We start from the raw sequence: 22,904 nt of genomic DNA, 5'->3' as shown, positions 1-22,904 counted from the left end.
AATGTCTAAAGAAATAAAATATGAATTACAAAAAAATAACATCATTTATTATCAGAAGTTTTTCGGTTTTCGCCTTATTTCTTTTTGGAATGTCTGAAATGAGTGCGCAACAGATAATAGAAGGGATCCATTACCACACCGGACAGCCGGTGCAGGTCAAAATAAACAATGGAGTAATAGAAGATATTACCGTCATCGACAAAGTTGTGGGAGAAAATCCTGTATTTATTGCACCTGGTTTTTTTGACAATCAGGTTAACGGCTTTGCAGGAGTTTCATTTGTTTTTGGAGACAGTGATCTTACTCCCGAAGGGATTGAAAAGGCCACACATGCCTTGTGGAAAAAAGGGGTCACTACCTATCTCCCCACGCTTACTACCAACAACACGGAACTTCTTATCAAAAACTTATCCATCCTTTCAAAAGCAGTGGATGCGGAAAATATGATGGGGTCCATCCCAGGTTTCCACCTCGAAGGCCCTTACATTAATCCGGAGGATGGTTACCGGGGAGCACATCCCAAACGTTTTGTGAAACTTCCCGACTGGGATGAGTTCATGAGATTTCAAAAAGCAGCGGGCGGTCACATTATGCAGGTGACCCTGGCTCCGGAAATGGAAGGGGCGCTGGATTTTATTACAAACTGTAGTAAAAAAGGAGTGGTGGTTGCATTGGGACACCACAATGCAGACGCCGCAACAGTGAGTGCAGCAATCGATCGGGGGGCTAAAATTGCCACACATCTTGGTAACGGTGCAGCCAATATGATCAACCGTCACCGGAATCCGTTCTGGTCTCAGTTAGCAGACGACCGACTGAGCGTCAGCATTATTTGCGATAGTTTCCATCTGCTCCCGGAAGAAATTCAGGTTTTCTACAAAGTAAAAGGGGTAGAAAAAACAGTCATTACTTCCGACGTAACTCACTATGCAGCTTTGGAACCAGGCAAATACAATACTTCCACCGGGGAAACCATTGAGCTGACCGAAGATGGACTGCTACATTACCCGGCCCAAAAAGTACTGTATGGTTCTGCTTCCCCTATTACTAAAGGGGTAGGATATATCATGCAAGTGACGGGCTGTTCACTGGCCGACGCCGTACAAATGGCCAGCACCAATCCCGCAAAACTTTACAATTTGAACGACCGTGGCGTACTGGAGCCTGGCAAACGTGCCGACCTCGTGTTGTTCACTCTGGATGACTTCAAAGTAAATATTCAGCAAACCTGGGTACAGGGGAAGCTCGTTTACAAACAGTAAATAGTTGACAAAAAGCGCTTAGCGGTCGTGAACCGCTAAGCGTATTTAAAAACTTAAAAAAACAACTAGTACTCAATAACCAAATGGGTAGAATTCGTTGTCCTCAAATTTGAATTTTTAGCATCTAATATTCGGGTATTTTCTAAACTAAATTAAAATAGTTCTCATGAGCAAAATCTATAAAAAAGCAGCAATTGCCTTGGCAGCAGTAGGTCCCGGGTTGTTCCTTATCGGATATAACATCGGAACCGGCAGTGTTACCACAATGGCCAAAACAGGTGCCGAACATGGCATGGAACTGTTCTGGGCGCTGGTGCTGTCATGTATTTTTACTTTTATCCTAATGGTTGCATACGGGAAAGTGACCCTCGTTACCGGAAAAACAGCCCTTAACAATATTAAAAACGAATTTCAGCACGGCTGGATACTAGCGCTTTATATCCTGATAGCTCTCATCATTGGTGAGCTACTTGCATTAATGGGAGTGATGGGCATTGTGGCCGATCTGGTACAGGAAGCCATTCGGCTACTGTTCAACGATTTTCATATAAGCCGGTTCTGGATTATTCTGGTGTTAGCTGTCGCACTTTATTTTCTGCTGTGGTTTGGCCAGTACAAAACCTTCGAAAAGGTACTTACGGTATTCGTCATTTTTATGGGGCTTTCTTTCGTCGTTGTGTTTTTTATGGTTAGCCCGGACTTTTCGATAATTGCAAAAGGGTTGGTTCCAGGTATACCCGACACACCCGGCGCATTTGGACTGGTTGCGGCAATTGCCGGCACCACCTGCTCGGCAGCAGTTTTTGTTATGCGGAGTACTGTGGTAGCAGAAAAAGGCTGGGGCATAAAAAACCTGAAAGAAGAGAAAAAAGATGCCGCTGTGTCAGCATCTATGATGCTGTTTTTGAGCGGGGTAATTATGGCGGTAGCAGCAGGAACATTGCATGTAATGGGCATGAAACTGGAAAATACGGTTGAAATGATACACCTTTTTGAACCCATTGGTGGCGATATTGCCGCTTTCGTTCTGATTTTGGGTATTGTAGGTGCAGGTCTTTCCACCATCTTCCCTATTGTGCTGATTGCCCCCTGGCTGATTTCCGATTACACCGGGAAACCCCGGAATATTCATTCGACTCAGTCGCGTATGCTCATATTATTTGCCATGTTATTTGCCTTCGGATCTGTTTTTCTGGAACAACGTCCGCCGGCGCTCATGGTTTTTTCCCAGGCTTTTCAGGCGATTATCCTTCCGGCAGTAGCTATTCCCATTCTTCTGCTCATAAACCGGAAAAAACTGATGGGGAACAACAAAGCCGGTCTTCGGGAAAATATTGGCATTTTGGCTGTCGTTCTTTTTTCGTTTATGACAACCTGGTTCGCAATTACAGAGTTATTATAAAATCATATCTCTAAAAATCAACGTGATTATCAACTTTAAATTAATTTAATTATGGCAAAATATAATTTGCAACCTGTTGAAATACCAAAGGTTAACACAAAATACAGGAGTATTAATACTAAACTGCCTGTTCCTGAATCATTAAGTATTTTCCAGGCATTGTCAGAATCAGAACCTGTTTCCATGATGGGACAACCCCCGGTGGTATGGGATAAAGCAGAAGGATTCCAGATTTATGACAAATGGGGAAATAAATGGATTGACTGGTCATCGGGAGTTTTGATCACCAACGCCGGTCATGGCCGCGAAGAAATTATCGAAGGATTAAGAGAGGTCATTGACAAGCACCTGCTGGCAACTTACGTTTTTGTGCACGAAAAAAGGGCAGAACTGACAAAGTTACTCCAGGAACTGGCTCCGGAGCCATCCGACTATTCTGTTTTTATTTTAAGTACAGGAAGTGAAGCTGTTGAGAATAGCATTAAGCTTGCAAAAACTTACGCTGTCAATAAACACGGACGGCAGAAAAAATATCTCATATCATTTAAAAATGCTTTTCACGGGAGAACCCTCGGCTCTCAACTTGCCGGAGGTATGGACAAATTAAAAACATGGATTGTAGATGAAGGCCAAACCTTCGTTCAGGTTCCATTCCCCGATGGCTATAAAAATGAAGATACTTCATTCGACCTTTTCTTAAAAACGTTAGAGGAAAAAGGAATCAAGCCTGACGAGATAGCCGGTGTTATAACTGAATCTTACCAGGGTGTAGGACCAGATTTTCTGCCGGTTGAGTACGCCCAAAAACTGGTTGCTTTCTGTAAAGAACACGATATAATCACTATTTTTGATGAAGTTCAGGCCGGTTTTGGAAGAACAGGTAAAATGTTCACTTATGAACATTACGATATCAAGCCTGATTTGATCGTTTGTGGAAAAGGTATTTCATCTTCTTTGCCCATTTCGGCGGTAATTGGAAGAAAAGACATCATGGGACTTTATGCTCCGGGTTCAATGACTTCAACCCACTCTGCAAGTCCGCTGCCCGTTGTTGCTGCTATTAAAAATTTAGAAATTATTCATAAAGAAAAGCTTGTTGAAAGAGCAGCCAAACTGGGAGAAATATTAAATCCGGCGCTGAAAAAGATTCAGGAAAAGTACCCGGATGTGTTAGGCTGTTTTCATGGTAAAGGCTTGGTAGCCGGGATACAGGTTGTTAAAAAAGGCACAAAAGAACCGGATGCTGAAATGGCACAAAAAATCAATGAAAAATGTTTTCATAAAGGTCTTCTGATGTTTGCTCCGGTTGGAATTGGCGGAGAATGTATTAAAATCTCACCTCCCTTGATTATTTCTGAAGAAGCATTGCTCGAAGGAATTCAAGTCTTAGAGGAAGTATGTGACGAATTATTAGGATAATAATAGAATGGACAATTTAAAAAGTAGTATTGATGTTACAATAGTAGGTGGAGGAATGATTACACATGATGTCATTCTTCCATCTGTGTTCCACCTGCAGAGAACGGGGGTAGTAAAGGATATAAATGTGTGTGCACTTGATTCCCCTCCCCTGAAACTGCTCAAGGAATCAAAAGAGATGACAGAAGCTTTTCCCGGACAGGAGTTTAATGCATACCCTTCCCTTTCGGAACCGGAAGAGAATAAGTATCCTGACTTGTACAAGGAAGTCATTGCCAAAATGAAGCCCCGGCAAATGGTCGTTGTTGCTATGCCAGACCAGCTCCACTACTCTGTCATTATGGAAGCTTTAAAAAACAACCAACATGTGTTGTGTGTTAAGCCGTTGGTATTGAAATACAATCAAACGGTAGAAATTGAAAAGCTTGCCTTCGAAAAAGGACTGTTTATTGGGGTAGAATATCACAAACGTTTCGATAACAGATCTTTGCTTGCCAAAAAAAGCTACGAGCAGCAGCAACTAGGTGAATTTGTTATTGGTGAAGCGAAAATGATTGAACCTTACTTCTACAGATCTTCAAATTTCCAGAATTGGTTTACATGCGACAGAACAGACCCGTTTGTATATGTCGGATGCCATTATGTGGATCTGGTATATTTTATTACCGGGTTAAAACCGGTTGAAGTTTCTGTTACCGGTATTAAAGGGAAATTTCCTAACGGGAATGAAGGCTACATGTGGGCAAATGGCCGGGTGCAGTTTGAAAACAATGCTGTACTTTCCGTTATAAACGGATTGGGTTACCCGGACGAAGGAGCCGGAAGTAACGAACAAAACCTGCACATGTACTTTGAGGGAGAAGGAAAATCCGGTCACCTGAAACATAACGACCAGTTTCGCGGTGTGGAATATGCCTATTTAGACGGAATTGGCCCCGGAGGGACTCATTTTAACTATGTGAGCCCTGACTTTTTCAAGCTTGTCCCGTGGGAAGGTGATGGCTACAAGCCAATTGGCTACGGATTTGAGTCGGTATCAGCCATTATATCCAGCGCTCACTCCATCGAAAAGCAGGTCAAAACATTATCCGAAACTGATTCGTTAAAGAAGAGACAGGAAATGATTCAGGCTGCTGACAAAAGAGGAATTATAGCCACACCTGCCAATAGTTACATCAATGAACTGGTTGTGGAAGCTGCCCGTCTTTCCATATTAAACGACGGACAAATTGCAACCATTGAATACGGAGACAATCCACACATTCAACTTAAAAACAAATAAAATGAAAACCTGGAAAATCGGAATCGCTGGAGCCGGCATGATTGCTGATTTTCATGCCAGGGCAATAGAATCATTACCCAATGCCAAACTGGTCGGTTTTAGTAATATCCGCAAAGAAAAAGCGGAGAAAATGGCCCAAAAGTATGGGGTAAAAAGCTGGGATACCATCAGCAGTATGATACAGTCGGATGAGATTGAAATGGTGATGATTGCCACGCCAAGTGGCGCTCACCTGGATCCGGCTGTTGAGGCTGCCAGGTATGGCAAACATGTGCTCTGCGAAAAACCCCTGGAAATACAACTCGACCGGATCGATCAAATGATTGAGGCCCATGAAAAGGCGGGTACTTATTTGGGGGGCATCTTTAATCTCAGGTACAACGAAACCACCCGGATTATAAAGGAAGCTGTCGATTCCAACCGGCTGGGCGTAATTACTTATGCTGCCGTGCATGTTCCCTGGTGGCGAACCAATGAATACTACGAAGGATGGCACGGCACATGGAGTCTGGACGGTGGGGGTGCCCTGATGAACCAGTCAATCCACATGATAGACTTGCTCCAATACATGATGGGACCCGTTGAAAACCTGGGCGCCTTCAGTTCAAAAGCGGGACATCCGCAAATTGAAACAGAAGATACCGCCGTGAGTATTTTACAGTTTAAAAACAATGCGCTTGGCCTGATTTACGGGACAACCGCTTCGTACCCGGGGCAATTTCGGCGCCTTGAAATTACCGGCACAAAAGGTACCATCGTTTTGGTTGAGAACAGTCTCCGGGTTTGGCAATTTGCAGAAATGACCGAAGAAGATGAAAAAATTATTCAGGAACATGGAAAAATTGAAGGTGGTGGCGGGGTAGCCGACCCTGCAGCCATTTCTTTTGAAAACCATGCCAAAAACATTGCAGCCTTTTTATCGGCGATTGACGAAGGAAGGAAATTTGAGATTGACGGAACGGAAGCTCGTAAATCGGTTGCAGTAATACTGGATATCTACAACGCTTCGAAAGACAAAAAAATCATTCAAAATAAATAAATTCATGGAAGCTGGTAAAATCATTCCCTTTATCCTGGTCGTAATGTTCTCTTTGCAGACACTGATGGCCCAAAATTATGACGAGTCGAAAGTGGGAAATTACCGGCTTCCTGAACTTTTAAAAACGCAAAAGAGAAAAACCGTTTCCACCATTAAAGATTGGGAAAAAATCCGTCGCCCGGAGATACTGAACCTTTTCGAAAATCATGTATATGGACAGGTTCCGAAGGATTTTGATGACATTGCATTCGAGGTTACAAACCTGGACAAAAATGCAATGGATGGAAAGGCAACCTTAAAAGAGGTGGCCATTACGGTTACCCGAAATCAAAAATCGGTTTCCATAAACCTGCTGATGTTTACACCCAATAAGGCAAAGAAGCCTGTTCCCATGTTCCTGGTAATTAACCACCGGGGAATCAAAACAATGGATATTACACGTCAGAATAAGGATGGATTTTGGCCGGCGGAAGAGGTGATTGAAGCAGGATACGGAATTTCCGGTTTTGATGTGATTGATGTCTCCCCTGACGATAAGGTAAAATTCAGGGAAGGAGTTCTGAACCAGCTCTATCCCGAACAACTGGAAATGAATAATGGGATGCGCGCGCTGGGAGCCTGGGGCTGGGGAGCCGCCCGGGCCATCGATTATTTTGAAAAAGACAAAGCAGTCGATGCCGGAAAAATTATTTCAGTGGGTCATTCCCGTGGAGGAAAAGCTTCTCTTTGGTTTGGCGCACAGGATAAGCGGGTGGCCATTACCATATCCAATGAATCGGGTAATTCCGGGGCAGCCCTTTCGCGAAGGAATTTTGGGGAAACAGTGGAACGGATCACCAACCACTTTCCGTATTGGTTTTGCCCCAATTACCAACAATACGCCAACAATGAAAACAAACTACCGGTTGACCAGCATATGCTGATTGCCCTTATTGCACCACGGGCTGTTTATGTTGCCAGCGCTGCCGAAGACCTGTGGGCCGATCCCAAAGGTCAATACCTGGCGTTAACAGAAGCTCAGGATGTATATGAACTCTATAAAGTTCATACAAATTTACCAGCAGAAATGCCTGATGTAAATGAACAAATCATTCGCCCTCACATCGGGTTCCACAACCGTGAGGGGAAACACAACATGACACCTTATGACTGGCAACAGTTCATTCAGTTTGCCGATAATTATTTTAAACGACATTAATTTTTGGGTTACCATGAAGTTCTTCTGGGTTTTTACTCTCCTTTTTTCCTTGTTGGTTGTTTCAGGACAGTCACAAAACATCCAAAACCGAAACAAAAAAAAGTTACTGGAACAAATTACGCCGTACCTTTCCCCTCCTGCCGGTTACCAAAATGCGATGGGTAACTTTCGTTCTCCGTTAAAATTTTATAGCGGTGAAACCGTTAAAACACCTGCAGACTGGGAACAAAGAAGGAAAGAGATCCTGGATCGCTGGCACGAAATGATGGGATCCTGGCCTGAGCTGATTATAGATCAGAAGTTGGAAATTATTGAAACGACAAAAAGGGATAATTTCACCCAACACAAGGTGCAATTCCGTTGGCTTCCCGGTGAACAAACCACAGGATACCTTTTAATTCCGGACAAAGCAGGTAAAAAACCAGCTGTAATAACCGTTTTTTATGAACCGGAAACAGCGATTGGAATGGGCAAGCCTTTCCGGGATTTTGCGTACCAGCTTGCCAAAAGAGGATTTGTCACTTTGTCGATTGGCACGGCGGAATCCTCCCAAAACAAAACCTATTCACTCTACTACCCAAGTATTGAAAATGTGCAGGCAGAGCCGCTTTCAATGCTGGCCTATGCAGCAGCCAATGCATGGAACGCACTGGCAAAGGAGGAAGAGGTTGACTCCACACGTATTGGAATTGCAGGGCATTCGTTCGGTGGCAAATGGGCCATGTTTGCCTCCTGCCTGTACGAAAAGTTTGCCTGCTCCGCCTGGTCAGACCCCGGCATAGTGTTCGACGAAACAAAAGGTTCTGCTGTAAACTACTGGGAACCCTGGTACCTGGGATATTATCCTCCACCATGGAGCAACGCCTGGCGCAAAACCGGAATGACAAAAGACGCAAAAGGCCTTTATCCAAAGCTTGTCCACCAAGGATATGACCTTCACGAACTTCATGCCCTGATGGCCCCACGACCTTTTCTGGTTTCAGGAGGATCTTCCGACCCACCTGAACGGTGGAAAGCACTAAATCACACCATTGCTGTCAATAAACTACTGGGCTACAAAAACCGGGTGGCCATGACCAACCGGCCGGAACATTCGCCCAATGAAGAATCGAATGAACAGCTTTATACCTTTTTTGAATATTTTTTGGGGAACGAATAACAAAAGCCATTCATTTTCTGTCATAATTTTACTCCCAACGGAACTTCCTACCATCCAGGGGAAATGATTGGATAACCGAAATCAACCGATAAAAAAAATGGAGTTCGACGCCACCGGGGTTGTATATCCTTCACTAATGTATTTACTAGAAACATGCAAATCCTCTGGGTTTAATATGCATAATAATATTGTTTAAATGCCTCATTCAATACTTATTACTTTAAAAGCATTTATTTTACTCAACGTATTGAGCACTTTTACTCAGTGCATTGAGTAAAACAGATAAACATGGTCAAAAGACCTCATTTTCAGGAACTACAAAAAAAATAAAAGAATAAAAAAAGTTTATTCCGGTCATTACCAGTCCCCGGCAGGTAGGAAAAACAACATTAGTACAACAAGTTGAAAAGAGAGCCGGATTCCCTTACAAAATGTATTTGGTTTCAAATGAAGGATTAAGCTGGAAGGAACTCCTGAAAATTAATCCGGTTGATTTGTTTTAAAAAACCAGCTCACTAAAGTCCGAAACCACCCAATCTGCCTGACTTTGATCCTGTAACTCGGAACCCGGCCCGGCAAAAGCCACACAATACATCCCCGCTCTTTTTGCGGCTTCAATACCGTTGGTCGAATCTTCAATTATAACACATTTTTCCGGCAGAACATTCAACTTTTTTGCCGTCAAAAGAAAAATATCCGGTTCGGGCTTGCTGGACCCGGCCATCTGACTGCTAACCACCACATCAAAATATTCTTTTAACCCGGTTTTCTGAAGAATAATTTCAATTACATCTGAATAAGACGAAGAGGCCAGGGCTATAGAAATACCTCTGTCCTTCAACCTTTCAATCAACTGCACCACACCAGCCATCGGTTCTATTTTCTCCAGCGAGTTGAAATACGGCGTGACGAGACTGTTGGTCATTTCGACCAGTTCCTCCACCGGATGCTCAATACCATGCCGCTCTTTTATCAACTTCCACATGCGGTCGGTCGCAGTTCCCTGGTAAGTTTGATGCTCTTCTTCAGATATATCCAGTCCCAAATGCCGGAAATTTGTTTGTTCTACTTCTACATAAAATGGCTCAGAGTTAACCAGCACACCATCCATATCAAAAATAACCGCATCAAACGATGACAATGTTCTCACCATAACTTTCTTCCTATTTTTCTTCGAACGTATCGTTCTCTAAAATTTCTATATTTTCAAACCGGGTAACACCACCCGATACAATAAACTTCATCATCTCAGCAGGCGACATATTTACCAAATGCACCCTCTCTTTGGGAACAAGGTACAGTTCACCCGAAAAATTATAGGAGTGGGGAAAATAGACAGCCGCCAGTTCACCATTCCCTATTTCATCCAGGGTCTCCTTCGTAACAAACCCCAATTTCCATAAATTGTTTTCCTGGTTAAACAACACCTTCACCGGGGTATTGAATTTTTTCTCCTTCCCGACAAAAGCCGAAAACAAATCGTTAATGGACGAGTACAAAAGGTTTAACAATGGAATTCTTTTCACCAAATTTCCCGCAATCCTTTTTAGTGGACTGATAAAAGCTGTTTGCCCCAAAAAGCCAAGCAAGGTTAACGAAATAAAAAGAATCAGAATTCCCAGACCTGGCAAGGTAAATCCTAAAAGGGGTTCCAGTTTTCCGTTCAGCCAGCCGTCAACCGTTACAAAAAGGGAATAAAGAATGTAGACCACAATAACGACAGGCGCTATCAGTAAAATTCCCTGTAAAAAGTATTGAACAATTTTTTTATGCATTGTTTTCCAAATTTCTTTTTAGTGAAATGTAATGGCAGTCAATTCATCAAAAAGCATTTCACCCAGTTTTACTGTATCTTCCTGTTCATACAGTTGGAACGTCTTAGCCAGTTCCAAAGCCTGGTTGTTGAGCAACTTTGATCGGGCTCCCAGTGCAAGGACAGCCCGGTAAATAACGGCGTTCAGGCGGGAGTCTTTCCCCACAACAGCCAGTTCTTCAAAAAACGGCTCAAACATTTCGTCGATCGCTTCTTTTTGGGTAATGGCCAGCCGGCCCATCAGATGTACGCCTGTAAAACGTACCAGGTGCTTTTTCCCACGGCTCCATTCAATGGCTTTTACAAAAGCATACCTGGTTTTCACCCAAAGGTTGGCTGAAGCCTGTTCTGCAACCTCCCGGTTTTCAAAGCTTTTGGTCCAAAAATCCATCTGCTCTTCAGTTACTTTCTCCGGTTCATCCAGCAGGGTAGCCAAAATCATGGTTTCGCGCCACTGCTTGTTCCAAAGTTTTAATGCAAGTAAATGATCCGGGTTCAGTTCTTGCGCCAACTCACGCAATTCCACCACCGAAACGCCCCAGTTTAGCTTGTATTCGATGCCCTGCCGTTTCATTAAAGCAGAGACTTCGCCATTCTTGCGAACCTTAACCTGGCGGAGTAACCGCTGGTATTCTTTCTCTGTTTCCGGGTTGTCAAGTAAAAAATCCATAACGTTAAAATACTGGGTGCAAAATTAACATAAATACAAATACTGAATCAAACTGAAAGTTTAACTTTGCCTTTTGCAAAACAAGCAAATAAATTGCTTCTGAAAAAGTATATCGACAACACTGCAGGACTGCAGGCATTTCAGTTAATCCGGTTTGGAACACTGTTGCTGATAAGCATTGTGTTTACAAAAAGTAATTTGTCGACTGGTGCAATTGGCGACTATGAAATATTCCTTTTTGTTGCTTCCCTGTTGTGTTCATTTTGGATAAACGGTTTAATTCAGGCGTTTTTACCGCTATTTAGGAATAACAAAACATTTCAAAAAAATGAAGGCAAATCACCCGAAATTTTTAATGTCTTTGTCTTTATCAGCTTATTAAGCCTTTTAACAATCATTGCTCTTTTGGTTTTTAAGGATTTGTTATCAAAAACCCTGTCTGCCACTGACACCATTCCTTATTTTAACCTCTTACTTGTATACATCTTTTTAAGCAGCCCGTCTTTTTTAATTGAATACATCTACCTGTTAAAAAACCGGCCCGGCTGGATCCTCCGGTATGGATTCATTACTTTTTCCCTGCAATTCATTTTAATATCAGCTCTCGCTGTATTCGGAGGAAGTATGGAACTCTGCATAAAAGGGTTGGTTGTTGTGTCAGGAATCAGATTTATATGGTTACTCCTTTTAATAAAAAAATATGCTTCTCCCCGTTTTTCACTTCCATTTATAAAAGAACATATTCATTTTGCTTACCCATTAGTAATAAGCACATTACTTGGAAGCTCGGCTCATTATGTCGATGGCTTTTTGGTGCTGAACAAATACGATGCAGCCACATTCGCCGTGTTTAGGTACGGAGCGAAGGAGTTTCCGCTGGTTTTGTTAATGGCCAATGCATTAAGCACTGCCATGATTCCGGAGTTTTCGGGCAAAGAAAAATTCGCAGCAGCATTGGCTTCGTTAAAAAGCAAGTCGGCCCGGCTCATGCATTTGCTTTTCCCGGTCTCCATTTTATTTCTTCTTTTCAGTAGCTGGCTTTATCCAAGGGTGTTTAACGCTAACTTTACTGAAAGTGCTGTTATTTTTAATATCTACCTGCTGCTTATAATCAGCAGACTGGTTTTTCCGCAGGCCATCCTGACCGGCCTGAAAAAAACAAAAATTGTGATGTATGCGTCGCTTGCAGAATTAATAGTTAATATATCGCTCAGTGTTTTATTCATCCATTTTTGGGGAATAGAAGGTATTGCATTTGCCACACTGATTGCTTATGCTGTTCAAAAAATAATCTGGATAGCTTACCTTAAATTAAAATGTGGCGTTTTACCGGGGAAATATATCCCTGTAACCCTATTAACCGTTTACTCTTTTTTGACGTTGGCCGTATTTTATTATATATATTGAATTAACTTGTGCCCCGTTCAGCACTGTGTCATTCAAAACAAAAAAGACAATGAATAAAAAATTGCTGGAAATATTGGATTGTAACCATTGCCACAAGGGGAGTTTAAGGATGCCATCAGGTAACGACGAATTGATTTGCACAAACTGCAACCAAAAGTATGATATCGCCAATAATGTACCCCTGTTGTTGCAATATACTGAACCTGAAGAACAGCCGGCCACAGAGTTGCATAAAAACCAGGGAACCCTGTTTAATTACATCGAACACTATCAGAAAGACGCGAAGGTTTACAATTATTTCTCGGAACGCGACAGTGGGACCGAACATGGTGACAGAAGAGTGAGAGAATACATTGCATCGCAAATTTCTCTGAAAAAAGGCCGCATACTTGATGTAGGATGTGGCAAAGCCTGGGTAGCCCGGGACTTCTGCCCACAGGGATTTGAAGTAACATCCATGGACATCTCACTGGAAAATACATCCGAGGCATTAAAAAGGTATCCGTTTGAAAATCATTCAGCAGTTGTAGCCGACGCCTACTCTCCCCCATTCAAAAAAAATTCATTCGACTACATTATTGCTTCAGAAATTATTGAACATGTGGCTTATCCTGACAACTTTGTAAAAAGTCTGTTCCAAATTTTAAAACCCGGCGGAGTATTAATTGTTACAACACCCTACAAAGAAAAAATCCGCTACTCACTCTGCGTTCATTGCAACAAACCCACACCGTTCAACGCACACCTACACTCTTTTGACGAAAAAATTCTAACGTCTTTATATACCGAACCGGATCTGAAACAATGCCACTACCAAACCTTCGGAAATAAAATTCTTATCCACTTGCGCCTGCATGTAATTCTGAAATATTTGAATTTTAAAGTTTGGAAAATTCTTGACCGCATAATGAACAAAGTGTACTTTGTTCCTTTAAGAATCCTGGTCAAATGGAAAAAAATACAATAGTATTGTTTTATGCCTGAATGAAACTTCTGCCCATTTTCAAGACCGAATGGTAAGGATAAAAACCTTTCATTTCCTGACAAACATAATCCCGGGTATAGCCAAAAACATATCGCCAAAATAACTAATCGTTGTTGATACAGCCAATTGTAAAAATAAATTATCTTTGCTTAAAACGGCAAAAATGGTACAACTACGAGGATGGACCAGAAATATTCTTCTGATCGGAGGTGGAATTTTCCTGATTTTTCTGTTATGGTATTTTAGCGCCATTGTTACCTACATCCTCATTTCGGTTGTCCTCTCTTTTCTTGGCAGACCTCTGGTTGGCTGGCTTACCAAAATAAAATACAAAAAAATAAAGGTTCCAAAAGGGTTTGCTGCCTTCCTCACATTAATTGCCCTTTGGTTTGTGTTCATTTCCTTTTTCCGTTTTATCATTCCCCTTCTGATTAAAGAACTTGAAACATTATCCCAAATCGACTTTGAAGCGGTATTCCAATCCATTGAAGAACCGCTGACCAAATTGATGAAGTTTTGGGGAAATGAACCGTTAATTGTAGAAGAACGCACCTTCTTTGATGTGTTAGCTGAGCAGTTAAGTTCCAAAATCAATTTCTCCCAACTCCCCGATATTTTTGCATTTGTTGCCGGCACCATCGGGGAACTTCTTATCGGCTTTTTTGCCGTGTCGTTCATCACCTTTTTCTTTTTAAAAGAAAAAAGCATGTTTCGCGAAGGAATAATGTTGATTGTTCCCACCAACATAGAAGAAAAAGTCTCGCATATCCTCGACTCTATTTCCTACCTGCTGCGCCGTTATTTTATCGGAATCATCCTGGAGGTTTTTATGGTAATGCTGCTTGACACAATAGGCCTTACACTTGTCGGACTTAATTTCAACCACGCGGTAATTATCGGATTCTTATGCGGGCTTTTTAACATAATACCTTACCTGGGGCCCTGGATGGGGGCCATGCTGGGGTTATTAATTGGCGCTTCACTCAACATCAATGCCGATTTTATGAGCCACACACTGCCATTGCTGGGGCTCATGACAGTAGTCTTTTTATCGGTTCAAATCATAGACAATGTTCTTTTTCAGCCCCTCATATATTCAAGTAGTGTAAAAGCCCACCCGCTCGAAATTTTCCTGGTAATCATGGCTGCGGGGAGCCTGGCTGGCATTCTGGGAATGTTCCTGGCAATCCCTACTTACACCATTGTACGGGTAGTCGCCAAAGAATTTTTTGAAAATATGAAGTTAGTTAGAAAGCTAACGGAGAACCTGAAAGAGAAAGAATAGAAATTAAAATATTAAAAATCTCAGGTTTGTTAAAACCTTTAAAGTGGATTTTTGTTAGCTTTTATACTGTAAAAAAAAAGCAAAATAGTTGTTATTCTAAACTGTTCGGAATGAAAAAATTTTTTAAAGGTGAAGGAAACAAAATGATGTTACGGTTTTATATTTTCCTGGTTGCCTTTTCCTGTTTTTTTACCCTTCCTCTTTTATCGTTTTCAGAATCTGCTGACCCGGTTCTTACCGGAGGCCACTCGAAAGAAGAAATTAACCGCGGAAAACGTTTCTTTATGGGACTCCTGCCGTTTGAAAGGGAACACGAGTCGTGCGTTTCGTGCCATAATCTTACCCCGCTCGATACGCTAAACTGGAACCCTTCGGCTATGGATATTGCCCTGAAATATGCAGGCAGAGACTCTGCTTCATTCCGGCAGGTAGTAATGGAACCCTCAGGAAAAGTGATGTCTGCATCGCACCAGAATTTCGACATAAGCGATCAAGACCTTCAGACAATAAAGGTTTACCTCGATCATCTGGCCGTTACAGGCCCCGCACCGTCGAAACCCTCCATCAACACGCTCCTTCTGTTCCTGTTTCTGGGCTTGCTTATAACCTGGGCGCTTCTTGACCTGATCTTTTTCAAGAAGGTGAAATACAAATTTATTCCGGCCCTCATCGTTATCGGAGCTTTGGGTTACCAGCTTTCCATAATATATGAAGAGGCGGTTAAACTTGGCCGCAGCCAGGGATACCAGCCAGACCAACCCATCAAGTTTTCGCACCAGGTACACGTTACTGAAAACAAGATTGACTGCATGTATTGCCACCATACAGCTGCTGACTCCAAATCGGCAAACATTCCATCCACAAACCTGTGCATGAACTGTCACATCGTAGTGCGTGAAGGGACCCGGTCCGGCCGGTTTGAAATAGACAAATTGGTACAGGCTCACGAAGAAGGACGTTCCATTGAATGGACACGTATCCATCATCTTCCCGACCATGTTTTCTTTTCTCACGAACAGCATGTGGGCGCAGGGAAGCTGGATTGTGCGCAATGCCACGGCCTGGTAGAAGAGATGCACGTTGTTCACCAGGAAAATGACCTTTCTATGGGGTGGTGCCTCCAATGTCATCGTGAAACCAAGGTGGATTTTGTCGATAATGATTATTATGCTACTTACGAAGCATTTCATGAGGAATTGAAAAAAGGAGTCAGAGACTCTGTAGTTGCCGCCGACATTGGTGCCAATGACTGCCAAAAATGTCACTATTAATAATCACAGTTAAATAAAGAATTAATTCTGTCACGGTTCAAAATATTACCTGATGAGTGAAGAAAACAAATACTGGCATATTCTCGAAGAGTTCGAGCCGATAAAAGATGCGCGTTTGCCCAACGGCCGTGAGGAGGTAGTAAGCCCTGTCTCGCGCCGTAATTTTTTGAAAGTACTGGGACTAGGTACTGCATCCGCAGCGCTGATTGCCTCCTGTACCAAGAAACCGGTTGAGAAAGCGATTCCTTATTTTATTAAACCGGAAGAGATCACGCCGGGAAAAGCCGCCTATTATGCTTCGTCGTACTTTAACCAGAATGAGTTTTGTAATGTACTGGTAAAAGTGCGTGATAACCGCCCGATTAAACTGGAACCCAACCCGAAATCGGCAATAACACCGAACGGAACCAGTGGTCGGGTGCAGGCTTCAGTCCTGGATGTATATAATATCAATCGTTTTCAGGGGCCCCAAAAGGAGGGCGCGCCCATTGACTGGGAATCTGCCGATAATAAAATTGTGGAGCAGTTACGCGAACTTGCCAATGCAGGGCGCCCGATTGTGCTGATTACGCCGACTATTATTAGTCCGTCCACCAAAAAGCTGATCGCTGAATTTGCCGAAACATTTGGGGCCGAATGGCAGCAATACGATGCCATCCCGATGGATGGATACCGGGAAGCGAATAAACGGGTGTTTGGAACCGATGCACTGCCTGAATATCATTTTGAAAAAGCAGATTGTATCGTTTCTGTCGGATGTGACTTTTTGGGCACCTGGCTTTCGCCTGTTGAATTTTCAGCACAGTATGCAAGCCGGCGTGACCTGCACAAGGAAAACCCGGACTTACACAAACATTATCAGATAGAAGCCGGCATGTCACTTACCGGTTCCAATGCCGATATCCGGATTCGGGCCGATCGGTCAGAATATGGAAAAATCCTTGCTTACATTTATAATAGCCTGGCAACTCAAAAAGGGTTTCCAGCCATTGCTTCGGATATACCTGCCCCTGCTGTGGCAGCAGAGTTGGATAATGTTGTAGCGGATTTAGCTGCCAGTGAAGGAAACTCGCTGGTTATTTGCGGCGACAACAATCCCGATTACCAGGTTATCGTGAACGGAATAAACCAGGTACTTAAAAATATTGGGAAAACCGTTGGATTTGAACGGACTTATAACCACTTCCGGGGAACCGAAAAATGGAAAGATACATTGCTGAATGCCGAACCCGGTGCAGTAATTGTTTGGGATGCAAATCCGGTGTACAACCACCCGGAATCGGATAAAATAAAAGCGGCCATTCAAAAAGCTCCGCTTTCGGTGGCCATCAGTTCCCTGCCGGATGAAACAAGTGAATTATGTCACTACGTCTTTCCATCACCCGGATATTTGGAATGCTGGGACGATGCGGAATACAAAAAAGGAGTTGTTTCCGTCATGCAGCCAACATTGCACAAGTTGTTCGATTCACGGCAGGCACAGGAATCGCTGTTGAAATGGATGGGTAATGAAACGGCATGGCGGGAATACATAAAAAGCCATTGGGTTTCTAACTATTTCCAACTTCAAAACGAACAGACAAACACGGATCGTTTTTGGGTGGAAATATTACGAAACGGTGAATTAACCGGCAAAGTGGAGCCAACTTCTGTCTCATTCGATGAAACCGAATTAGGTAAAGCTTTCCGAAGTATTGCTACGGAGAAGCCGGCACAGGGATTCACCATCGAACTGACTGAAAACATCAACATTGGAACGGGCCATGGCCCGCTGAATCCCTGGTTGCAGGAGTGTCCCGATCCCGTAACACGGATTGCCTGGGACAATTATGCTTCCATCGCCCCATCCACAGCAAGGGAGCTTGGAATAATAAACGGAGATATAATCCGAACAGGCAACCTTACCATTCCGGCTTTTGTGCAGCCGGGACAGGCTGCTAAAACCATCAGCATTGCTGTAGGCTATGGCCGGACAGCAGGAGTACCTCAGGAACTGGTTACCGGGGTAAATGCTTATCAGCTGGCAAAATTGGACAACGGATTTCGCCAGTTCTGTGCCGATGGATTCAACATAGAAAAAACAGGGGAACACGAAGATATGGCCCTGGTACAGGGGCATCAATCAATGGAAGGCCGCCCGATTGTGCGGGAGGCAACGCTGGATGAATGGAAAAAAGATCCGGCAGCCGGCAACGAAATGCACGAAAAGGTAGAACATCACCACACGACTTTGTACAAAGAACATGAATACAAAGGGCACAAGTGGGGAATGGCCATCGACCTGAACAAATGTACCGGTTGCAGCGCCTGTGTGCTGGCATGTAACACCGAGAACAACATTCCGGTTGTTGGCAAAAAAGAAGTTAAAAGAGCGCACGAGATGCATTGGATACGGATTGACCGCTATTACAACGGTGAAGAGGAAAACCCGGAGGTGGTGCGTCAGCCGGTTATGTGCCAGCATTGTGACAATGCCCCCTGCGAAAATGTTTGTCCGGTAGCGGCGACCAACCATTCCAGCGAAGGATTGAACCAAATGGCATACAACAGGTGCATCGGGACACGTTACTGTAATAATAACTGTCCTTACAAAGTGCGCCGTTTCAACTGGCTGGACTATACCGGATCGGATGCAATTCCGAATAACCGTTACGACCCTGCCAACCTGACCCTCGACCTTCCCAGGATGCGACATAATCCTGATGTAACAGTGAGGGCAAAAGGGGTAATTGAAAAATGTTCGTTCTGCGTTCAACGTATTCAGGAGAAAAAGCTCACTGCCAAAAGCGAAGGCCGTCCTTTACAAGACGGAGAGCTGCAGCCAGCCTGCCAGCAGGCATGCCCCTCTGATGCCATTGTATTCGGAGATTTGAACGATCCCAACAGCAAAGTTTCCCAAATGATGAAAGACCCGAGAAACTATCATTTGCTGGAGGAATTGCACACCCTGCCAAGTGTCGGATATTTAACAAAGATTAGAAATAAAAGCTGACCAAAATGATGCATGTATCACCGGTGAGAGAACCGCTAATAAACGGAGAAAAAAGTTACAAGGATATTACCAAGGATGTGGTGGCCCCCGTGCGCGCCAAACCCGGAAAACTATGGTTTGTGGGACTTGGAATTTCCGCCATTGTTATGCTGATTGGTTTTGCGATGATTGGCTACACCATCTGGTTCGGAATAGGAACCTGGGGAGTTAACCGCACCATCGGCTGGGGATGGAGTATCACCAATTTTGTTTGGTGGGTAGGTATTGGTCACGCAGGTACGTTTATATCGGCTATTTTGCTGTTATTCCGGCAAAAATGGCGTACAAGTATTAACCGTGCCGCCGAAGCGATGACCATTTTTGCAGTAATGTGTGCCGGGCTTTTCCCGCTCATACACATGGGAAGATTGCCGCTGGGCTTCTTTATTTTGCCCTACCCCAACACCCGGGAGTTATGGGTAAACTTTAACTCGCCCCTTTTGTGGGACGTGTTTGCCATTACCACCTACCTTCTGGTTTCATTGCTTTTCTGGTACATGGGCCTCATCCCTGATTTAGGCACTATCCGTGACCGCATGAAAACACTCTGGAAAAAGAAAGTTTATAACTTTTTGAGTTTTGGCTGGAAAGGATCGGCACGCCACTGGCAACGCCATGAATCCATGAGCCTTATTCTGGCGGGTCTGGCAGCTCCATTGGTACTTTCAGTGCACACCATTGTTAGCTTCGACTTTGCCACATCGGTTATCCCGGGCTGGCATACCACTATTTTCCCGCCCTACTTTGTTTCGGGAGCTATTTTTTCAGGTTTTGCCATGGTGCTTACCCTGATGATTGTTACGCGAAGAGCACTTAATTTAAAAGAATACATTACCGTAGGCCATGTGGAATCGATGAACAAAATTATCATCGCAACCGGTTCCATTGTGGGTATTGCATACATCACCGAACTTTTTATGGCCTGGTACAGCGGTGTGGAATACGAACGTTACGCCTTTATGAACCGGGCACTCGGCCCTTATGCATGGGCATACTGGATTATGATGACCTGTAACGTAATCTCTCCCCAACTGTTGTGGTTCAAAAAACTCAGAAGAAACCTGGCCTTCACCTTTGTTCTGTCTATTTTTATCAATATCGGAATGTGGTTCGAACGGTTTGTGATTGTGGTAACTTCGCTGCACCGCGATTATCTGCCATCAAGCTGGGCAATGTATAAACCCACCTGGGTTGAGGTAGCCATTTACATGGGAACTTTCGGTTTGTTCTTTACACTTTTCTTTATTTTCATTCGTGTATTCCCGGTCATTGCTTTGGCTGAAGTAAAATCAGTAGCCCGTTCTTCGGCCCGTAAATTTCTGGGGAAACCAATTAAAAAACAATCATCTGAAAAACAGTAGTTATGAGAGCAATCGTTTATGGATATTTTACCGATGAGCTCGATTTGCTGAATGCTGTCAAAGAGCTTCAAAACAAAGGCATACGGATTGCCGATGTACGGACACCTTTCCCGGTTCACGGATTAGATGCGGCATTAAAACTTCGTCGCTCCCATTTGCCTAAAGTGGCCTTTGTGGGAGGATTGATAGGAGGTACACTGGGTTTATTCTTCCAGGTTTGGGTATTTACCAAAGGGTGGCCGCTCAATTTTGGCGGGAAACCATTTCTTTCGCTGCCTTCTTTTATTCCGGTTACTTTTGAATTGACGGTACTTATTGCCGCTTTCTCCATGGGAATTGCTTTTCTCCTTCGCTCTAACCTAGGGCCTGGTTCCATTCCCGATATTTTGGACGAAGAAGTGACAGATGACCATTTTCAAATCATACTTTCAGAAAAAAACAACAACCTTTCAGAGACAGAACTGGTTGAGGCCCTTGCCGCCACCGGTGCTCTCGATGTTAAACACGTTAATGCAGAAAAATGATGGAAAAACAAAATATACCGGACGCTGTCCCCTTTAAATTTGGGAAAAAGCTAAAAACGTGGCTGGGCATTGCTGCAGCAGTTGGGCTGATTGCCTTGCTGTGGGGTGTATTTATTGCACAATTGCCGGCATCGCGCATCTGGGCTAACCTGTGGCTGAATGCACTCATGTTTCTCTTCCTGGGATTAGGCGCCCTTTTCTTTTGGACGGTAAACACCCTGGGCGAATCCACCTGGCAGATAAACATTCAACGGATTATGGAATCGATGGGATTAACCATTCCATTCGCCATACTCTTTTTTGTTATTGCTTTCCCAGGGCTGAAGCACCTTTTTGAATGGACACATACGGAACACCTCGATGAAATTTTACAAAAAAAGACAGCATACCTCAATATGCCGTTCTGGCTTATCCGGTTTGTTTCGTACTTTGCCTTGTGGACCTTTTTTGCCTTTTACCTGCGTAAAATCTCGGTAAAAAATGATTTTGAACCCAGGGATAATTTCCTCAAAAAGCTTCGCAGCACTTCTGGCTGGTTCATTGTAATCTTTGCCATCACCAGCTCCACTTCGGCCTGGGACTGGCTCATGTCGATTGACGGACACTGGTTCAGCACGCTTTACGGATGGTACATCTTTTCGGGGATGTTTGTAGCTTCTATTTCAGTTATTATCCTGATTTCAGTAGCTTTCAAAAGATTCAACATTATGCCAAATATAAACAGCGAGCATTTACATGATTTGGGAAAATACCTTTTTGGGTTCAGTATCTTCTGGGCCTACCTCTGGATTAGCCAATACCTGCTAATCTGGTACGGAAATATCCCGGAAGAAACCATTTATTATGTGGAACGGGTGGATAACTTTAATACACTTTTTTATGTAAATATGACCGTAAATTTCCTATTCCCGTTTCTGGCACTGATGACGAGAGGAGCCAAACGTCAGCCGCTTTATCTCTCCGTAATTGCCATTGTTGTTCTCATTGGGCATTACATCGATTTATACCTGGCCATTATGCCGGGAGCAGTAGGTCACGAACAGGCTGCCATTGGCCTTCTTGAGATTGGGTTACCTTTCTTTTACCTGGCAGCGTTCCTTCTTCTCTTTCTTGTTTTCTTCGAAAAAGCAAAACCGGTACCCGAAAATCATCCTTATTTTATTGAAAGTTCAGACTATGAAAACATTTGATTTGAAAAAATACCTGATGGGAATTTTTGCCATCGCACTTTTATATTCATGCGACGAAAATCGGAATGAACCGGGATGGAGTTTCTTTAACGATATGGAACAATCCCAGGCTTACGAAACCTGGAGTGAAAATCCAAACATGCCCGAAGGAAAAACCATGGCAGGCCCGGTAGAAGGTACTGTGGCAACGCATGAACATGCATACCATTTTGTAAAAACGCCCGAAGACGAGTTGAAAGCGGCATCGCTGACAAACCCGCTTGCCAATGATTTTGATCAGGAACATGCCAGAGAACTTTACGACCGCTTTTGCCTGATGTGCCATGGAGATAATGGCGATGGGAAGGGCTTTCTCTTTACCAGTGGGAAATACCCCATGCCGCCTGCAAGCTATAAAGCCGAACGGGCGATGAACAAGACCGACGGCCAGCTTTTTCACAACATTCGAGCCGGGTTTGGTGTCATGGGTGCGCATGGCCCTCAAATGTCAGTGGAAGACACGTGGCAGTTGGTAAACTATATCCGTCATCTGCAGGCAGAACAAAATTAAGTTCTTCGACCATGTGAAAATGGAGTGGCGCCAAGCCACACCTGGGCACAAGATAT

At 43.6% G+C, this 22,904-nt stretch carries 19 protein-coding genes; 16 read left to right on the top strand and 3 right to left on the bottom strand.

The features are described from left to right. Positions 1–20: 20 nt before the first annotated feature. The 7 genes from nagA to D1164_RS05145 all read left to right on the top strand — a co-directional run bounded on the left by nagA (position 21) and on the right by D1164_RS05145 (position 8,761). A complete protein-coding gene (gene nagA, locus D1164_RS05175; protein ID WP_119348893.1) occupies positions 21–1,262 on the top strand; it encodes an N-acetylglucosamine-6-phosphate deacetylase in 1,242 nt (413 codons plus the stop codon). A gap of 166 nt (positions 1,263–1,428) precedes the next feature. Continuing rightward, positions 1,429–2,664, top strand: a complete 1,236-nt coding sequence (locus D1164_RS05170) for an Nramp family divalent metal transporter (RefSeq protein WP_119348892.1) — start codon at positions 1,429–1,431, stop codon at positions 2,662–2,664. A gap of 51 nt (positions 2,665–2,715) precedes the next feature. Then, on the top strand, positions 2,716–4,083 hold the full coding sequence (locus D1164_RS05165) for an aspartate aminotransferase family protein (RefSeq protein ID WP_119348891.1): 1,368 nt from the start codon (positions 2,716–2,718) through the stop codon (positions 4,081–4,083). Positions 4,084–4,090: 7 nt separating this feature from the next. Next, a complete protein-coding gene (locus D1164_RS05160) occupies positions 4,091–5,365 on the top strand; it encodes a Gfo/Idh/MocA family protein (protein ID WP_119348890.1) in 1,275 nt (424 codons plus the stop codon). A 1-nt stretch (position 5,366) separates the two neighbouring features. Beyond that, positions 5,367–6,404, top strand: a complete 1,038-nt coding sequence (locus D1164_RS05155; protein ID WP_119348889.1) for a Gfo/Idh/MocA family protein — start codon at positions 5,367–5,369, stop codon at positions 6,402–6,404. A gap of 4 nt (positions 6,405–6,408) precedes the next feature. Continuing rightward, on the top strand, positions 6,409–7,602 hold the full coding sequence (locus tag D1164_RS05150) for a glucuronyl esterase domain-containing protein (protein ID WP_119348888.1): 1,194 nt from the start codon (positions 6,409–6,411) through the stop codon (positions 7,600–7,602). Positions 7,603–7,615: 13 nt separating this feature from the next. Continuing rightward, entirely contained in the window at positions 7,616–8,761 is a 1,146-nt protein-coding gene (locus D1164_RS05145) for a dienelactone hydrolase family protein (RefSeq protein WP_119348887.1), read from the top strand. A gap of 499 nt (positions 8,762–9,260) precedes the next feature. Here the strand turns inward: D1164_RS05145 and D1164_RS05140 are convergent, their stop codons facing one another. Genes D1164_RS05140 through D1164_RS05130 form a run of 3 tightly spaced genes read right to left on the bottom strand, consistent with a single transcriptional unit; the run spans position 9,261 to position 11,244 of the window. Continuing rightward, positions 9,261–9,914: an HAD family hydrolase gene (locus D1164_RS05140; protein ID WP_119348886.1), complete on the bottom strand. Its 654-nt coding sequence runs from the start codon at positions 9,912–9,914 to the stop codon at positions 9,261–9,263. 10 nt (positions 9,915–9,924) lie between these two features. Next, a complete protein-coding gene (locus tag D1164_RS05135; protein WP_119348885.1) occupies positions 9,925–10,536 on the bottom strand; it encodes a DUF502 domain-containing protein in 612 nt (203 codons plus the stop codon). Between the two features lie 18 nt (positions 10,537–10,554). Then, on the bottom strand, positions 10,555–11,244 hold the full coding sequence (locus tag D1164_RS05130) for a DNA alkylation repair protein (RefSeq protein WP_119348884.1): 690 nt from the start codon (positions 11,242–11,244) through the stop codon (positions 10,555–10,557). 93 nt (positions 11,245–11,337) lie between these two features. On the opposite strand from D1164_RS05130, the gene D1164_RS05125 reads away from it, so the two are divergent. The 9 genes from D1164_RS05125 (at position 11,338) to D1164_RS05085 (ending at position 22,848) form a co-directional block, all read left to right on the top strand. Then, the gene (locus D1164_RS05125) at positions 11,338–12,651 is read left to right on the top strand and encodes an oligosaccharide flippase family protein (protein ID WP_147372046.1); all 1,314 of its coding nucleotides are present in this window, start codon (positions 11,338–11,340) and stop codon (positions 12,649–12,651) included. Between the two features lie 49 nt (positions 12,652–12,700). Further along, on the top strand, positions 12,701–13,618 hold the full coding sequence (locus D1164_RS05120) for a class I SAM-dependent methyltransferase (protein ID WP_147372044.1): 918 nt from the start codon (positions 12,701–12,703) through the stop codon (positions 13,616–13,618). A gap of 181 nt (positions 13,619–13,799) precedes the next feature. Further along, on the top strand, positions 13,800–14,921 hold the full coding sequence (locus D1164_RS05115; RefSeq protein WP_119348881.1) for an AI-2E family transporter: 1,122 nt from the start codon (positions 13,800–13,802) through the stop codon (positions 14,919–14,921). Positions 14,922–15,031: 110 nt separating this feature from the next. Continuing rightward, positions 15,032–16,192, top strand: a complete 1,161-nt coding sequence (locus D1164_RS05110) for a cytochrome c3 family protein (RefSeq protein ID WP_147372042.1) — start codon at positions 15,032–15,034, stop codon at positions 16,190–16,192. A gap of 52 nt (positions 16,193–16,244) precedes the next feature. Then, on the top strand, positions 16,245–19,184 hold the full coding sequence (locus tag D1164_RS05105; RefSeq protein ID WP_119348879.1) for a 4Fe-4S dicluster domain-containing protein: 2,940 nt from the start codon (positions 16,245–16,247) through the stop codon (positions 19,182–19,184). A 5-nt stretch (positions 19,185–19,189) separates the two neighbouring features. After that, the gene (gene nrfD / locus D1164_RS05100) at positions 19,190–20,584 is read left to right on the top strand and encodes an NrfD/PsrC family molybdoenzyme membrane anchor subunit (RefSeq protein WP_119348878.1); all 1,395 of its coding nucleotides are present in this window, start codon (positions 19,190–19,192) and stop codon (positions 20,582–20,584) included. Positions 20,585–20,586: 2 nt separating this feature from the next. Continuing rightward, positions 20,587–21,108, top strand: coding sequence for a DUF3341 domain-containing protein (locus tag D1164_RS05095; protein WP_119348877.1), 522 nt, complete (start codon positions 20,587–20,589; stop codon positions 21,106–21,108). Then, positions 21,105–22,298 (top strand): quinol:cytochrome C oxidoreductase, encoded by a 1,194-nt coding sequence (locus D1164_RS05090; protein ID WP_119348876.1) that lies wholly within the window; start codon positions 21,105–21,107, stop codon positions 22,296–22,298. The genes D1164_RS05095 and D1164_RS05090 overlap by 4 nt, the downstream gene beginning before the upstream one ends. Continuing rightward, entirely contained in the window at positions 22,285–22,848 is a 564-nt protein-coding gene (locus tag D1164_RS05085) for a c-type cytochrome (protein WP_119348875.1), read from the top strand. Before D1164_RS05090 ends, D1164_RS05085 begins: the two co-directional genes overlap by 14 nt. Positions 22,849–22,904 lie beyond the last annotated feature (56 nt).

The sequence above is a fragment of the Mariniphaga sediminis genome (genome assembly GCF_003573545.1).
GTDB classification, from domain to species: Bacteria; Bacteroidota; Bacteroidia; order Bacteroidales; family Prolixibacteraceae; genus Mariniphaga; species Mariniphaga sediminis.
The sequence above is the reverse complement of the archived record's forward strand: the minus strand, read 5'-3'. Positions and strand labels throughout refer to the sequence as shown.

Excerpts from the sequence above, each read along its gene's own strand:
- D1164_RS05115 (WP_119348881.1), top strand. The coding sequence starts at position 13,800 with ATGGTACAACTACGAGGATGGACCAGAAATATTCTTCTGATCGGAGGT.
- D1164_RS05150 (WP_119348888.1), top strand. The coding sequence starts at position 6,409 with ATGGAAGCTGGTAAAATCATTCCCTTTATCCTGGTCGTAATGTTCTCT.
- D1164_RS05155 (WP_119348889.1), top strand. The coding sequence starts at position 5,367 with ATGAAAACCTGGAAAATCGGAATCGCTGGAGCCGGCATGATTGCTGAT.
- D1164_RS05160 (WP_119348890.1), top strand. The coding sequence starts at position 4,091 with ATGGACAATTTAAAAAGTAGTATTGATGTTACAATAGTAGGTGGAGGA.
- D1164_RS05095 (WP_119348877.1), top strand. The coding sequence starts at position 20,587 with ATGAGAGCAATCGTTTATGGATATTTTACCGATGAGCTCGATTTGCTG.
- D1164_RS05090 (WP_119348876.1), top strand. The coding sequence starts at position 21,105 with ATGATGGAAAAACAAAATATACCGGACGCTGTCCCCTTTAAATTTGGG.
- D1164_RS05165 (WP_119348891.1), top strand. The coding sequence starts at position 2,716 with ATGGCAAAATATAATTTGCAACCTGTTGAAATACCAAAGGTTAACACA.
- D1164_RS05145 (WP_119348887.1), top strand. The coding sequence starts at position 7,616 with ATGAAGTTCTTCTGGGTTTTTACTCTCCTTTTTTCCTTGTTGGTTGTT.
- D1164_RS05110 (WP_147372042.1), top strand. The coding sequence starts at position 15,032 with ATGAAAAAATTTTTTAAAGGTGAAGGAAACAAAATGATGTTACGGTTT.
- D1164_RS05085 (WP_119348875.1), top strand. The coding sequence starts at position 22,285 with ATGAAAACATTTGATTTGAAAAAATACCTGATGGGAATTTTTGCCATC.
- D1164_RS05130 (WP_119348884.1), bottom strand. The coding sequence starts at position 11,244 with ATGGATTTTTTACTTGACAACCCGGAAACAGAGAAAGAATACCAGCGG.
- D1164_RS05105 (WP_119348879.1), top strand. The coding sequence starts at position 16,245 with ATGAGTGAAGAAAACAAATACTGGCATATTCTCGAAGAGTTCGAGCCG.
- D1164_RS05140 (WP_119348886.1), bottom strand. The coding sequence starts at position 9,914 with ATGGTGAGAACATTGTCATCGTTTGATGCGGTTATTTTTGATATGGAT.
- D1164_RS05135 (WP_119348885.1), bottom strand. The coding sequence starts at position 10,536 with ATGCATAAAAAAATTGTTCAATACTTTTTACAGGGAATTTTACTGATA.
- nrfD (WP_119348878.1), top strand. The coding sequence starts at position 19,190 with ATGATGCATGTATCACCGGTGAGAGAACCGCTAATAAACGGAGAAAAA.
- D1164_RS05120 (WP_147372044.1), top strand. The coding sequence starts at position 12,701 with ATGAATAAAAAATTGCTGGAAATATTGGATTGTAACCATTGCCACAAG.
- nagA (WP_119348893.1), top strand. The coding sequence starts at position 21 with ATGAATTACAAAAAAATAACATCATTTATTATCAGAAGTTTTTCGGTT.
- D1164_RS05170 (WP_119348892.1), top strand. The coding sequence starts at position 1,429 with ATGAGCAAAATCTATAAAAAAGCAGCAATTGCCTTGGCAGCAGTAGGT.